Below are 15,354 nucleotides of genomic sequence, written 5' to 3'. Positions count from 1 at the left end.
GAGGTGCTAGTGCAGCGACCAAGCACTCTGCAACATTATTGCATTCTACACCCAAGATGAAGTACAAATTGATAGGATCTTCAGAGAGTCGAAGAGCTTTAGCTTGCGGGATTTAAGGGGATGTCCATCTGACCGACAAGAACCACCAACTTCAGAAAAACAACAACATAGGAGGCCTGAAATTACAAGGAACTGCCATTGACTCCGATTGCTCAGAAAAAATAATCCGGGAGAGGTTGCCGTCTCTTTCATCCGAGATGATCTAGGACATCTACGACCGCTTCAAAGTACAGAGTTTCAGAGAACTGGGTAGGGATAGTACAAAATTAAAGTACCTCCGAGTTCGGATTTAAATTTTGATATTTTGAGTACAAATTATTTTCGTAGTTTAAAGAATAGGAACATACCTAACATTGATGCTGCCACTATGAAAAGAAGACTCTTTCCGAAATTTGGATTTTTCGGCTCATTGATCACTGAATTAGCTACATCATCAACTGACGTATGATTTTCATTTACATCATCTTCAGATGGTAACTCTTCTACAACTTGCGGGGGTAGTTCCTCAGTCCCAACAATGGCAAAAGGTGAGAAGCATTCAGGGCTTGACTGATAATATGCGTATCCATCAAGAATTTCTATCAATTCAGTAGACACCGGTTCCCAGACATTGTTGGTTTCATCATAATGCATAAAGACCAGTTCTTCCGGATCAAGATTGTTATCTTCGATCCAGGAGGAATCAACCTTGAACTTCAAAGATGCATCTATTATATTTTCAGTTCTTGAAAAACCAGTATAACCCATCCAGATATTAATGTTCTTGTATACGATACCTTCAGGGGGGTTCGACACCGATGCAGATGTATGTTCTAATATTTCGATAGTTACCGGCACATCCCTGGAAGTAATTCCAGATGTAAAACCAATATATGTTACCGGGTTCAGAGGTTCTTTGAAATTGAATTCTACAGGCATACCACTGACAGCTCTGGAATTGGTATGTTCCGAAGCTACAACGTTATTTGCAGCCATATCAGGACTTACTCCAATACTGCCACTCCCGGAACTTCCTCCACTGCTTCCGGAAGAAGTTGAAGCGCCAGCAAGGTTTATTGTCTTGCTTTCACCATCGATGGTCAACTTGAAATCACCTGCAGGTATCGAACTGGTTGAGTAAGAATATTCATAGTAACCATCTTCAACAGCAATACTGCTTGATGCGGTAATAGTGATATCGACAGATTTTTCTCCCGATTGTGCCTCCCCTCTTAATTTTATAGGGTACGTACCCTTGGGTACACCTGACATTGAATAGGAAGCAACTCCATCTATCGCCTGTGGATGAGCTGCAGTTACCCATAAGACGAACTTAACCTTAACCTCAAGATCATCAACACCAACTGCCTTCACATGGAAACTGTTCGGACCCTCCGGAATTTCTACCTTTCCGGCATCATAAAGATAAGTTCCATCGTTTACCGGTACGACCGAAGTAAAAACAACTTTAGCAGGAATTGATCCGGTCTTATCCGTATATCCACTTACAGTGATCTCATCGCCAACTGAAGGGTTTGAAGGAGAAACTTCAAAAGCGCCTGCAATAGGGACCAGCAAACAGATAAGTAAAACTGTAAAGAGCAAAAGGCCTGCCTGAAATATCTTTTTTGTCAAATATGCCACCGTACCAATATCGGAATATTTATGTAAGTTCGTTCACTGTAACAGATATTTGACTATACATAAATGTTTCTGGCACATGTGCAAATAATTCTAATATTTCTGTGTCGTTTAAAACTAATCTTAGTCTCTCTAAAAGGAATTCAAAAGTATAATAAGTTGCACGATATAAATAAAAATGCTAAAATATAATTATCATCAAAGTCTGGATGTTGCATAACGCCTTTCAAACATATTTATAAATCATGTCACATCTTTAGGAATGCACCAAAACATAAACAAATGAGAAATAATAATGGTCCACAGGAATAAAATCCCCTCCGATATTCAGGTCGTCATCGCGCTTGTCCTGCTTACCTGCATATTCATAACTGTCCCCGCTTTGAGCAACACACCAATACGAACGGTCCTCGGGCTTCCAATGGTGCTGTTCTTACCGGGTTATGCATTGATAGCAGCACTTTTTCCAGCCAGAGATGACCTGGACGGGATCGAGAGACTGGCGCTTAGTTTTGGTCTGAGTATTGCAGTAGTTCCCCTCATTGGACTTGCGCTTAACTATACGCCATGGGGGATCAGGCTTTTACCCATATTAATATCACTTTCAGCCTTTACGCTCCTGATGTGTGCAGTAGCAGTGTTCAGAAGAATCTCCCTTCCTGAGGATGATGAGTTTAGTGTACCTTTCACCTCAGCATATGTTTCAATAAAGGAAGGGATCTCAAGGAAGCCGGAGAATAAACTTGACCGGATCCTGACAATTCTTCTGGTGATATCAATATTAGCTTCAGTGGTAACTCTTGCATACGTGGTCGTTACGCCTAAGGAAGGAGAAAAATTTACTGAATTCTATATCCTTGGACCTGAAGGTATGGCAGATGGATATCCTACGGAACTCCGGGCCGGCCAAAGCGGTAACTTGATAATTGGCGTTGTAAACCATGAATATGCAGATACGGAGTATTCCATAGAACTGGTCCTGGGGAATAATTCACTTCCCATAGGGCAGGAATTACAACATATAACCCTTCAACACAATCAAACCTGGGAAAAAGAGGTAATTTTTACGCCTGAGTCTGTTGGAGATGATATGAAACTGCAATTCCTTCTCTACAAAAACAATAACATGACTGAGCCATATCGAGATCTTCATTTATGGATCGATGTGGGGGAGTCCTGAAATGGAGACAGGAACTGAAGTTGGAGATATTGTCGTGGAAAACGATTTTTTTAGCAAAATAAGGGGAATTGACCAATCCCGAATTGACCTTCTTGCTATAGCCATTCCTTCATTGATGATAATAATTGCAGAGATGTCATTGTTTGCTGGCAGGACAAAGCTTGCTATGTGGATGCATTTGATCCTGCTGATATTTTTAACTTTGTCTACAATGGTATTTGAAGATAGGAACAGGAAACATATATTGCGTGCATTTATTCTCCTTTCACTGCTAAGGATACTGAATCTGTCAATGCCCGTGTTCTTTGAAATGACACTTTATTCCTATGCATTTATCTATGCACCACTGATAATTTCGACATATGTTGTTGTAAAGGACCAGGAACTCTCATATTCAGATATTGGAATTACCAGAAATATAAGGTACTATGAACTGCCTGTTGCATTGATAGCAAGTGTTGTTATCGCAGTAGGAGAGTTCTTTATCATCAAACCCGGTTACCTGATTCCGGATCTTTCAGTATTTAACTTGCTCAAGTTATCCATAATAATGATCTTTTTCGTCGGTCTGGTTGAAGAACTCGTATTCAGGTCAATCCTGCAGACAAAACTTGAAGAAATGATCGGCAAGTACCAGGGACTTATACTTGCAAGTATCCTTTTCGGCTTTATGCACTCCGGATATGGTACCTTCCATGAGATAGCATTCACTGCTTTTGCAGGATTTATAATGGGTGGAATATACATAATAAGAAGGGATCTGTTACTCGTGACGATTGTACACGGATTTGTGAACATCCTGCTCTTTGGAATATTGCCTCATATAGTGTAACATTAAAGTGTGAAATCAATAAAAATAGAAAGTAGGTAAAGGAAAGGCTTTACCGTTAATTTGACAGTTAATTTAAATTATTTCTGCAACCTTGAAGATCACAATTCCTGCAAAGGCTAGAAGTAATGGGAATATGCCTATATTGAGAGAAGCACATACTGATTTTTTCCAGTATTTTGAAGCAGACAGAATCTCTTTTGCAGATAATAGGAATATAAGCGCGATAACTGCAAGTACGCCATATTCCGGCAATCCTATACCGGTTGTCATTGATATTGCAGCGGATGATGCAGCGCTTGAAGCTGCAGATGATACCGCGCTAGTAGTTGAAATTATGCTAGTCAGCATTTTACACACATTCTCCTTTGATTATTATAAGTAATTGTAGTATATTATAAAAACTTTATGAATTTAACATTTGCTTTTAGAAGTTAAACCCGTAATTTAAGTCAACCTATATCTAAAACGGGTCAAAGGAAATGGTTTCCTTTGACTCATTTATTCTTACTTAGTTTAGTAACTCCCTGAGTACTATCATCACCATTTACTATCTGGCAAATTTCTGAACTCTTTCGTCTCTTCGTCTTTTTGTTCAGTATCATCTAACTGGACTTCATATTCCTCAGTAGTAGAGGTTGACCATGTGTCATCTGAGAAATTTCTGGACTTTTTCATCTTTTTGACATTCTGTTCAGTATCAACTGGCCGGATTTTATTTTCCTGAGCAGGAGATATTATTTCGCCAGGGTGACCTAATATTTCCTCAGCAGTAGGTATTGTTTCAGCAGGCTGATCTGATACTTCCTCAACAGAAGGTATTGTTTCAGCAGGCTGATCTGATACTTCCTCAACAGAAGGTATTGTTTCAGCAGGCTGATCTGATGTTTCCTCAGCATTTGTGCTATCTGAAGCAGTTTCAGAAACATCGCTCTCTGTATTTTGCATATCATCCGGTAGATCATCAGTTCTGATATCTGCATTCTCTTCATTCTTTTTAGCTGTTGCATACGTAGCGTACATAAGCCCAAAAAATATGAACACTCCTAGTACAAAGATCAGATCTTTTAGTCCAAAACCGGATCCTTCGTCAGATGCGGTTGCATTCATATATTCTCCTGCTGGTTCGGTGATAGGAAGAGTACTGGAACCTTCTTCTATTGAGCCAGTATTGTCTGTTACCACACTATCAGCAACATCAGCTGCAATAGCAAATGGTGAGAATCCCGGAGTTTCCGCTTCGAAGTAGATGTATGATCCATCTTCTCCAACCTTCTCTGTATTGAGATCATTCCATTTTCCTTCACTGTGGTGATAGAGTGCTATTGAATTTTCATCAATTCCATTTTCTGTCAACCAATCTTTTGCTACACGGAAACCTATTACAGGATCAGCAATGTTATCTTCTGTAGCAAATCCTGCTTTTCCAACCCAGATGTTAAGGTTGCTATAAACAAGTCCCGGAGCACTTACATCGACCATCGATGATCTGTTCTTAAGCACTTCGATTGTTGTCGAAACCCTTCCATAGTTTCTAAGTGCAGAGAAGTTGATGTATTGGATTGCATTCTGCTCATCATTGAAGGCATAACTGATCTCAAGTCCACCTACAATGTTCTCTGTTTTCACATTCTTTAATGCGATGTTTTCGAAAGCTTCACCGGTTGCTCCGCTTCCACCGCCACCGCCACCACTTGATCCGGAGGACTTCTTGCTATCTTCTTCAGGCGGCACCTCTTCCTCTTCTTCTTCAGCTTCACCAATAGCATATGTTGAAAAGTGAGTTACATTTGCCCAGAGAATATTGTTCACAGTATCCCTTCCTGCATCAAGACAGAAAGATGGTTCACCAGCCCCTATCAGAGGAACCCATTCAGATGAATCTTCATCGTACCAGTATATGAAGAGCTCATCCTCACTGACTCCACCAAGAGCATTCTCATCATAATCTATGCTCATGTTAGCGTGAGAAAGTACATCTTTGATGTTCTCACTTTCCTCGAAAGTAACATAGACACCAACATCAGAGAATGATGATGTTTCGACATCACTTGGCGGAACAAAAGTCTTTTGGACCTTTACTTCCCCTCCAACAAAACTGCTGTTAACACCAAGACTTACAGACATGTCAGAATCTTCAAGACCGACATCTATGGAATCATTGGCAACACCAGCAAGATCGTTAGCAGCTGCACTGGAACTAATCAAAAGCTCATCAGTATATATTCCATCAGGATACTTTGCAGGATCAATATCATAATCCCTATCATCAAGAGTAATGGTTCCATAATAGATCTTGTTTTCAACGATACTGGCGTCTATTAGAACCATATCCCGAATAGTAGAACTCTCGATAGTACTGTTACCTATACTGGAATCCCTGATCTCGGAATCGTTCAATACAGATCCGTTTATGAAAGAATTATAAATCGATGAATCGTGGACTTCAGAATCAACGATACTGGAAGTGGGATCTACATAACTCCTGATTATGTTATCTTCCTGAACCTCGACCACTCTGGTAGTATATTTAACAGAATCACGTGCATTTGTGGATGCCACCTCAACCTTAAACGAATAGTCTCCTGCAGAGGATTGTGGAGTATGCGTCAGGACCACTGTTCCTGAATCACCGGTGACACCACTAGGCTCAAGGAGGAGGTATGAGACATCTGATATCGCATTACCATCTGAAATTGTCACAGAGAAATTATCCCGGGTATTTCCAAGGTTCTTGACGCTCATCAAGTGGATAGCATCCTTACCAGAAGAAATACTTTGCAATAGAGTATCTGCTTTAGCTGAAACACCGAACACATCATCTTCAAGATAAAGGGTTGTTAGTGAAACAGACCTGTTCTTCAGCGGGCTGTCAGAAACTTCTGCTTTGACAAGTGCTTCGATACTTCTCTCCTGAGAGATAGTACTGTTAAAGATCATATCCACCGTAGCCGATCCGCCAACATCCAGATCGTTTATAGTTGACGTTACAAGTTCTGCAGTTGTATCTGATGAACTCTGTGCAATGCTAAGATCATAATCGTGCACATTGGTACCTGTGTTTGTCACAGTTATCCTATAGAGGGAGGAATTACCAAGTCCAACCGTTTGTGAAGCAGGGTTTGCACTTATCGACAGGGCAGGAACCACTGTTATAGAAGGTGCCTTACCGATAGTTTCTGAAGACTCCTGTGAAGTTACATCCACCCTTATAGAGTAAGTATCATAGTCAGGAAGGCCAGAAACATCCATTATAATGTCTCCTGACCCTCCTGCTTCCAGGAAGAGGGAGTTTTTATCAAGACTCACATAAGGAGATACAGAAGAGATGTTGTAATCATCAGCTCTGTTACCCGTATTCTTTATGGAAAGGATAAAGTACGCATCATCTGTCCTTTCCATTGTCTTTGATGATGAATCCATTGACAGGTCAAAAGCATACACTGGCTCTTCTATTATACGAAGGTCGAGTGTCACGGAACTTTCAGCACTGGCATCATTATCAGACACCACAGTAATGGTGGAGTTATAGAGACCTACATCTTCACCGTTGAGTGTCACTTCAATATTCTCACTGGCTCCGCTTTCAAGATCAACTATATTTAATGGTGTGATATCAGTGGTTCCATTTGAGATCGCACTGATAGTGAAGCTGTCTGCAGAATTACCAGTATTCTTCACCGTAAGGGTACATTTCAAAGTACCATATGGAGTAGATACACTATTGTAAAGATCAGAAGTTAGTATCACCCCTCGCTCCAGAACTTTTGTAGTGGTCTTGACCGAGACTGCAGAAGAGTTCTGTGACATGGCAATGAAGGTTACATCATAGGTACCAGGAGATGAGGATACAGTAAGTTTCCTTACATCTGCCTCACCGGGTTGTAGTAATGCATCAGAACCATCATCAAGAACAGCACTATCTGCCATTGGATTGACCAAGATGATATCATAGGTATCCTCAACGTTACCAGTATTAGTGATCGTTATATTATAGACAGCATCTTCACCATCCTCTATGGATGAACTGCTGATATCGCTGGAAACAGATACATCATACACAGGTTCCTGTGATATATCAGTTACAACATTGAAGGTCCTTGATATTGAATAATCTACAGAGTCCTCAATGAGAATTTCGGAAGGATATTTGCCTGTAGAAGCACTGCTTACATTATAAGTGAATGAATTGGAAGTTCCAGAAGGTACCGGCAATGAGGTAACACTCAAACTATCATCAGCATTGCTTGTCGCACTAATAATGAAAGTATGCTCAACAACACCAACATTCTCAACATTGAATACATATGAAGCATCGTTGTTAGTATGAACTGCTTTCTTTGTGGAATCAACGCTTGCATCGAGTGGGTCAATGAAAGATGTCTTCAAAGTGATTGAGTCATGATCATCCTCGCTGGAAGCTGTAATTATCACAGGGATCTGGGAACCCACGACCTCACTTCTAATAGAGAGTGGGACCGTTGTTGAACTGTTTGGACCCAATGGTACGGAATTCGTTCCAAGGTCAGTGATAAGGCCATCCGGAGCTACCAGGCTTAGAGAAATATCCCTTGCATTGTCCTTCTTGTTCCAAACAATGATCTCATAGTCCACTGTTGTATTCTTCTCTGCAGTTTCTGAAAGCTTGTCTGATGTAAGTTCCACATGTTCATTGAAGAGGGTTACCATCTTCTCATCAAATCCCATAATGTTTCCGCCGGACATTGCATATGTTATAACTAGGTAATTTCCGGAGGATAACTGGAATGTATCAAAAGCAGTGGATGAAGTGTTCAAAGTTGAAGGGGTTGAATTTACTAAAGAATCATCACTGCTGAATATTCCTTCAATATTCTCATTGACATAAGATGTATCAATTGTCGGTAAACCAAGATCCATTATGTCGGTTGCACTGAGAATAGGATATCCGTTAATGGAACTGTTAAGACCTGCTGTTGTACCGTTGAAGTTTACCCTGACATCTGCCTCATATTCGCTTTCCTTTACGAGTATTGTGTTATATGTGTAACTGCCTGAAGGAGCACCTAACAGATGGTTATTAACAGTAAGCGTGGAACCATCTTTTAAGATGCTTACATCAAGATCGTGATCAAGAACCTCAAATGCAGTAAATGAAAGCAGGACGTTCTCTTCGGTAATGTCGTCAGCGATCATAAGTACGATACAATAGGTGCCTGCATCCAGCGGGCCAAAATTATATGAAAGATCCCCATTTGCATTAAGTTCCTCAGAAAAGGAGACTGTTGGGTTGGAGAATTTATCATACAGAACATCCACATTCATTTCAAGTTCCGAGATGCTGCTTTCCAGAAGATACACATCCACAGTATCGCCAGCAAAATACGAGGAACCTTTGAAATCAAATGTAACATCGTTCATGCCGGAAACATTGGTGTACATCTGGTGAGTATCATATGGATAAGTAATAACATGGTCAGTAAAGTTGTCAACGTTCAAATATACACTAACATCATTACTGCTTGTGGTTATTTCTTTAGAATTAATACCATTATAAGTAAATGTCAGCGGATACGGTAAAGAGAATGATGAACCGCCGCTTAAACCTATCCAATTACCTTCTGTAAGGGAATTTGTATGATCTGCAAAACTTACATTGGTTTCCCCGATGCTTACCTGCATTATGAACTCATCGTTCATAGCACCTGCAGAAGCTGTTAGGAAGCACATCAAAGTAATTATCACAGATAAAAATAAAATACATCTGACCATTGATTTGAACATTACATCACCATATTGATTGATTGATTGATTGATTGATTGATTGACTGATTAATTTTATTTGAATTACTGGAAAACTCAGGGAACTATACAATCTTTTATATTTTTGTTCATTAGATGTTTTCTTTGTTATTAATAGTTGCTATTAAAAGCGAAATTGTAAAATATTTAGGCAATATCAAAAATGATACATCTCTGGAATGATTACGTATCTTAACTTACATTAGTAGAGGGTAGAATTAAGACAAAGGAGATAAAATGGGCAAGTAAGAAAATATATCTTACAGCGCCACTTTTCTCTGTAGCTGAACAGGAATTCAACCAGAAGCTGGAAAATGTACCGCAGAGTCGTCGCCACATCCTGGCTGGCAGATGCGTCCGAAACTGGAATTGATCTCCTCATCTCGCGGGATCTGTATATCCCGGAGGTGCATGGACTTGTGTTGGTGGCCAGAGGGGAGCTTATCTGTATATGGGAGAATCAGCTTTAACGATATCTCCGTTGGGTCGTTAATTAAGGCTATTTTTAAAACATCGACAGATGTCAGTTTTTTATTTTCCCGAATGGTCTGCTTTTTTGGAACACGTGATAATACGTATTTATGAAATACATAATTAAAAGTGGAGCTGGCTAAAATCCTTGTCAGGTAACATCAACTTTTTGGAGTTTTCTAGGAAAGTATTATTGGAAATGCTAATATATATATAATATGTTCTCATATGCTGCACTTCGCATAGGGTACTACTTTGTTGTGTTTAGTATTCTTAGGGTGGATAGTATGAGTGAAAATAGTGAGTCCGTTCAGGAAGAATAGGATTATAGCTGTTACAACAGGACAGGGATAACCGCTGTACTGCCTGCGTTCAACGAGGGTGTTTCCATAGGGAGTGTGGTGCTCCTCACAAGACACTATGTTGACGAGGTGATCGTGGTAGACGACGGCAGCAGTGACAGCACTGCGAAGATCGCTGAAATGGCCGGCGCAAGGGTAATCATACACCCCCAGAACAGGGGCAAAGGTGCAGCCCTTCGAACAGGCTTCGACGCCGCAAAGAACTCCCGCGTCATCGTGACCCTGGACACCGACGGCCAGCACGACCCCAAGCAGATCCCCATCCTCGTAGCCCCCATCCTCTCCAACCAGGCCGATATGGTAAACGGCAGCAGATATCTGCACGGCAAGGAGACCGACACCCCCTCATACCGAAGGGTCGGCCAGACAGTGCTCGACCAGGCCACCAAGCTCAACAGCGGAATAGATATCACCGACACCCAGTGCGGTTTCCGTGCCTTCTCAGGCCACACATACGATGTCTTCCGCTTCAAGGCCGCCAACCTCGCCATAGAAAGCGAGATGCTCGCAGACGCCTCCAATGCAGGCCTGCGAATAACCGAAGTGGACATAGACGTCCGCTACGACGTGGACTGCTCCACTGAACATCCCCTAAAACACGGCATAGGAGTCCTCGTAAGGATCCTAAGGGATATGGAGTTCAACAAACCCCTCTACTACTTCACAATCCCCGGAATGGCAATGGGTGTAACAGGCCTGTATTTCGGAATAAAGTTCATGTATTCCTTCTCCATGGGCGGAAATCTTCCTTTCGGTCCAACGATATTAATGGTAATGTTGATGATCATAGGTACTTTCATGTCATTCACAGGGATTATCCTGCACTCCATCGCAAGATCCATTCACATGATCGCCCAAAGGCCTTCGTTCGCTCGTCCTAATCCTGAACATGTGGGTGTGGTCGGGGATGCTGGTGAGGGAGAGGTTGAGGTTGTGGCAGTGAAGAAGAGTAGCGAGGTTATGGTTGCTGCGGATGTGGAGTTGTGAGTGAATTTTGATAGAAGATAAACTATATTACTGATCAATTTGGAAAGGGCAGCCATATTCATATGCAATTGCAGCTTAGGTCACAAAAACAGCTTATAATATATTCTGATACTTTCAGATTGCTGCAGCCAACCATTTTGTACTCAATTGTGAGCCATGGGGATAAATAATTATGATGTCGGATTTCTATAAACTTTTTGTACAAAGGGTAGGGCTGGTTGGAGTTACACAACTTCTCGTGGGGATAAGTGGACTTATATTATTGCCGATTTTAACTAAAAATCTTTCAATTAATGATTATGGCATTTGGGTACAAATTATAATTACAATCGAGATTATTTCCAATGTTGCGAATGCTGGTCTAAGCCTTACGATGGTCCGTTTTTTGCCATCGATAAAAGAAAAGAAAAATATTCAAGACATATTCTATTCACTTACTTCTGTAATATTATTTACTAATATATGTATAGCTATAGTACTTTATTTGTTTGCAGATTCAATTGCAACAATTCTATTTAATGAAAATGTATGGGCTGTAAAAATATTATCATTGATTGTAATTATTAAAGGTCTACATTTAATGTCTTTAAATTACTTCCGAGCATCTCAAAAAATTAAGAGACACTCATTCTTTGTATTTTTTGAAACTGCTTCTAAAATGTTGTTTGTTTCTTTTTTTATATTAATGAATTTTCAAATAAAAGGGGCTATTACAGGCCTTTTAATCAGTTATTCTTTTACATTATTTGTAGAGTTTTTCTATATATTTTCAGATATAGGGCTCAAAAAACCACAATATAGAAATCTCAAAAAGTATCTAGCTTTTGGACTTCCAATTGTGCCTAGTAAAATTTCAGATTGGACTATAAGCATGAGTGATCGGTACATCATCAGTTATTTTTTTGGAACAGCATTTGTAGGATATTACGTACCGGGATATACACTAGGAAATATAATAAATATGTTTTTCCAACCACTTAATTTTGTTTTGCCAATGTTTCTTTCAAAATACTATGATGAAAACAATATCAAACGGGTAGAAGAAATTTTAAGCATTTCGTTGAAATATTTTTTAGCAGTATCAATTCCATCAGTTTTTGGATTGTCTTTGTTATCAAAACCACTACTTATAGTGTTGACTACATCAGAGATTGCATCTAAAAGTTATCTAATTACTCCATTTGTTGCATTAAGTACATTACTGTGGGGCATTTACTCTATATTCTATCAAATACTACTATTGGAGCAAAAAACCAAAATAATAGGAAAAATTTGGACTATAAGTGCAATATTAAATATTTTATTAAACATTTTATTAATTCCTATTATAGGAATAGTTGCTGCAGCAATGACTACATTAATTTCATACGCGTTATCATTGGTTATAACATCTTATTATATCTCAAATTCTATTAAAATTCATGTCGATATCCTGTTTATTGTGAAAACGGTTTTAGCATCCGTAATAATGTCGCTGCTAATTCTAAAACTAGATCCATTTAGTCTATCGGCTTTAATGTGTACTATATTTTTATGTGCATTTGTATATTTTTCCACTTTGCTATTATTGCGAGGTTTTACTATACAAGAAATCAGAGTGTTCATTAATAGCTACAGGTTCTATGGAATGGGTAAATAAAATTTCATGTGCATTATTCAGTTTTTCTTTTGAATGATGTGCTAAAGGTACTAAAGTCATATTTGGATACTTACAAATATTATATCTAACTATGCTGAGAAAAAATATGTTTATAACACATAAATTAATAAAATCTATACAAATTTAATTTTAAAGTAGGAGAAATAATGATAGATAATGTTGCTTTATTTGACACGTCTATATGTTCAACTAATTTAGGAAATAATATTATAATGGAATCTGTAAGGGAAGTTATTTCAGATGTATGCAACAATAATTTTGTTTCCATTCTACCAGCGCATGATAAATTAGGATTGAAAAGTTATAATACATTAAAAAAAACAAAGTTTTCTATTGTAGGTGGAACAAATTTGCTTGCATCTAACATGCTTAGATCAGATCAATGGAAAATAAACTTAATATCAACTTGTTTTTCAAAAAATGTGATACTTCTTGGAGTTGGTTGGCAACAATATCAGAAAAGACCCAATATATATACAAAAATGTTATTAAAATTGACTTTGGATGATGGTTATATCCATTCAGTGAGAGATAATTATACTAAAGAAATGCTTGAATCTATTGGGATTAATAATGTTGTGAATACGGGTTGTCCTACAATGTGGAAATTGGATAAAAATCATTGCAGTAAAATTCCCAAATATAAATCCAAAGACGTTGTATTTACATTAACTGATTACAGAAAGGATCCTGCAAAAGATTTTGAGTTAATTGAAACATTGTGTTCTAAATATGAGAATATCTATTTTTGGCCACAAGGAAGAACTGACTATAAATATTTTGACACGATTTCTCCATCTAAAAATAGAATTCAAATTTTAAAACCAAATTTGAAAGCTTTTGACTTTGTGCTTGAAAAAGATTCCATTGAATATGTGGGTACAAGATTACATGCTGGTATGAGGGCATTGCAATATGGAAAACGATGTATAATAATAGGGGTTGATAACCGAGCTTTGGAAATGAAAAATGATTTTGAATTAAATGTAATTGAAAGAAAATCTGTAACAAATATAGGAGAATTAATTGAAAGCGATTTTTCGACTAAATTAAAGATTCCACACAAAGAAATAAGTCTGTGGAAAAATCAGTTTTATCGATAAAATCTTACAAATTTAATCTATGTTAACCACAACAAATTTGCAAGAATTATGAGACATCAATTAACTCTTTTAACCAACATTCCTTTCTTTTTTTATAAATTTCCATTTCATTATATCGTACAAATTGGTATTTTTTAGTTTATCAAAATACTATTTTTGGTTTGTGTTCTTTATATAATGCATCTCTGTATATTTCAACAGAAGATTCATGGGTAAATTTTTGATTAACACTTTCTTTTGCACAATTTGCAATTTGTTCAAACTGAGGGGTATTTAGTGCTCGAATCACATTTTTTGCAATACATTCTGGAGAATTGTCTTCCATAGTAAACCCATTTTCATTGTCTTTTATCACATCTGGTATTGCTCCAATAGACGTTGCTAATGCTGGAGTTCCGCAGGCCATTGATTCTAACATGAGATTTGGTAAGCCTTCGGTGTAGGAGGGAAGAACAGTTAGTTTAAATTGATTTAAATAATCGGGAAGTTGATCGTGATGTACCCATCCCAATAATTTAACATTGTCTTTTAGATTCTTTTTATCCAAAAAATCTTCAATTTTATTTCTTAGGATCCCCTCTCCAATAATTATAAATTTTAAATTTTTGTTCTTTTTAATTATGTATGGAATTGCTTCTATAAAGTTAAAAACTCCCTTTTCTCCAGTTAAACGTCCTACATAACCAATCACATTTTCTCTTTCATGTAGTTGCGATGTAATTTTAAATTTATTCAAATCTAAAAAATGCTCATGTGCAAATGATATTTTATTATTATATTTTTTTAAGTTCCATTCATTGATAAGATTTGGTGAATAAACAATAATCTTGTCTGAAAGGCTCATATTAAAACTTTCAAATAATTTTACAATTTTGTAAAAACGATCATTTGCAAATTTTAAAATGTTTGATGACCCTGGAAGGCTCAATACCACATTTTTCCTCATGATTTTTGAAATTATTATTGGAAATACTAAATTGTTGGAACCTATAAAATAAAGGTGGGTGTCATAATTTTTAGCAGTCCTCAAAATAAGATATGAAAGTTTCAATTGCAATAAGGAGTATCTAATAATTTTTGAAAATGCATTTGATCCTAACTTATAATTTATGGCTATTGTATGTATACTTTCATCATCTTTAAATAAGTTTGACCCTGCATTACCAGTAATAAAACATACATCTTTTGAAATACATCTCAATATTTTAACTAAATTCGAGACCGGTGTCACACTTGCATCACTAATTGGCGATGTTATTGTACAAATTTTTGAATATGTCTGCCCTGACATTGGATAGCTC

The 15,354-nt window shown here is 37.9% G+C and carries 9 protein-coding genes and 1 pseudogene; 6 read left to right on the top strand and 4 right to left on the bottom strand.

Translation table 11 applies throughout. The features are described from left to right. Window positions 1-25 precede the first annotated feature (25 nt). A pseudogene (locus J7W08_RS12330) lies at window positions 26-202 on the top strand (phage NrS-1 polymerase family protein); the annotation flags it as partial. A 173-nt stretch (window positions 203-375) separates the two neighbouring features. Here J7W08_RS12330 and J7W08_RS07970 read toward each other — a convergent pair. After that, window positions 376-1,674, bottom strand: coding sequence for a PGF-pre-PGF domain-containing protein (locus J7W08_RS07970; RefSeq protein ID WP_233083991.1), 1,299 nt, complete (start codon window positions 1,672-1,674; stop codon window positions 376-378). 301 nt (window positions 1,675-1,975) lie between these two features. Between J7W08_RS07970 and J7W08_RS07965 the strand changes: the two genes are divergently transcribed. Together J7W08_RS07965 and J7W08_RS07960 are read left to right on the top strand one after the other, a co-directional pair. Beyond that, entirely contained in the window at window positions 1,976-2,860 is an 885-nt protein-coding gene (locus tag J7W08_RS07965; RefSeq protein WP_233083990.1) for a DUF1616 domain-containing protein, read from the top strand. A gap of 1 nt (window position 2,861) precedes the next feature. Continuing rightward, window positions 2,862-3,692 carry a CPBP family intramembrane glutamic endopeptidase gene (locus J7W08_RS07960; protein ID WP_233083989.1) on the top strand — a complete coding sequence of 277 codons (831 nt, stop codon included), beginning with the start codon at window positions 2,862-2,864 and terminating at the stop codon, window positions 3,690-3,692. Window positions 3,693-3,764: 72 nt separating this feature from the next. Here the strand turns inward: J7W08_RS07960 and J7W08_RS07955 are convergent, their stop codons facing one another. Next, window positions 3,765-4,040, bottom strand: coding sequence for a hypothetical protein (locus tag J7W08_RS07955; RefSeq protein WP_048195347.1), 276 nt, complete (start codon window positions 4,038-4,040; stop codon window positions 3,765-3,767). 189 nt (window positions 4,041-4,229) lie between these two features. Beyond that, on the bottom strand, window positions 4,230-9,398 hold the full coding sequence (locus J7W08_RS07950; protein ID WP_233083988.1) for a TIGR04279 domain-containing protein: 5,169 nt from the start codon (window positions 9,396-9,398) through the stop codon (window positions 4,230-4,232). Between the two features lie 893 nt (window positions 9,399-10,291). Here J7W08_RS07950 and J7W08_RS07945 point away from each other — a divergent pair. The 3 genes from J7W08_RS07945 (at window position 10,292) to J7W08_RS07935 (ending at window position 14,053) form a co-directional block, all read left to right on the top strand. Further along, window positions 10,292-11,290, top strand: a complete 999-nt coding sequence (locus J7W08_RS07945) for a glycosyltransferase family 2 protein (protein WP_259370137.1) — start codon at window positions 10,292-10,294, stop codon at window positions 11,288-11,290. A gap of 172 nt (window positions 11,291-11,462) precedes the next feature. Beyond that, window positions 11,463-12,929 carry a lipopolysaccharide biosynthesis protein gene (locus tag J7W08_RS07940; protein ID WP_233083986.1) on the top strand — a complete coding sequence of 489 codons (1,467 nt, stop codon included), beginning with the start codon at window positions 11,463-11,465 and terminating at the stop codon, window positions 12,927-12,929. Window positions 12,930-13,096: 167 nt separating this feature from the next. Next, window positions 13,097-14,053, top strand: coding sequence for a polysaccharide pyruvyl transferase family protein (locus J7W08_RS07935; RefSeq protein ID WP_233083985.1), 957 nt, complete (start codon window positions 13,097-13,099; stop codon window positions 14,051-14,053). Window positions 14,054-14,195: 142 nt separating this feature from the next. Here the strand turns inward: J7W08_RS07935 and J7W08_RS07930 are convergent, their stop codons facing one another. Then, the gene (locus tag J7W08_RS07930; protein ID WP_233083984.1) at window positions 14,196-15,344 is read right to left on the bottom strand and encodes a glycosyltransferase; all 1,149 of its coding nucleotides are present in this window, start codon (window positions 15,342-15,344) and stop codon (window positions 14,196-14,198) included. Between the last annotated feature and the right edge of the window lie 10 nt (window positions 15,345-15,354).

It is taken from the genome of Methanococcoides orientis (assembly GCF_021184045.1).
GTDB classification, from domain to species: domain Archaea; phylum Halobacteriota; class Methanosarcinia; order Methanosarcinales; family Methanosarcinaceae; genus Methanococcoides; species Methanococcoides orientis.
This window is presented reverse-complemented; position numbering and strand designations above follow the sequence as displayed.

Excerpts from the sequence above, each read along its gene's own strand:
- J7W08_RS07965 (WP_233083990.1), top strand. The coding sequence starts at position 1,976 with ATGGTCCACAGGAATAAAATCCCCTCCGATATTCAGGTCGTCATCGCG.
- J7W08_RS07960 (WP_233083989.1), top strand. The coding sequence starts at position 2,862 with ATGGAGACAGGAACTGAAGTTGGAGATATTGTCGTGGAAAACGATTTT.
- J7W08_RS07955 (WP_048195347.1), bottom strand. The coding sequence starts at position 4,040 with ATGCTGACTAGCATAATTTCAACTACTAGCGCGGTATCATCTGCAGCT.
- J7W08_RS07950 (WP_233083988.1), bottom strand. The coding sequence starts at position 9,398 with ATGTGCTTCCTAACAGCTTCTGCAGGTGCTATGAACGATGAGTTCATA.
- J7W08_RS07940 (WP_233083986.1), top strand. The coding sequence starts at position 11,463 with ATGATGTCGGATTTCTATAAACTTTTTGTACAAAGGGTAGGGCTGGTT.
- J7W08_RS07935 (WP_233083985.1), top strand. The coding sequence starts at position 13,097 with ATGATAGATAATGTTGCTTTATTTGACACGTCTATATGTTCAACTAAT.
- J7W08_RS07930 (WP_233083984.1), bottom strand. The coding sequence starts at position 15,344 with ATGTCAGGGCAGACATATTCAAAAATTTGTACAATAACATCGCCAATT.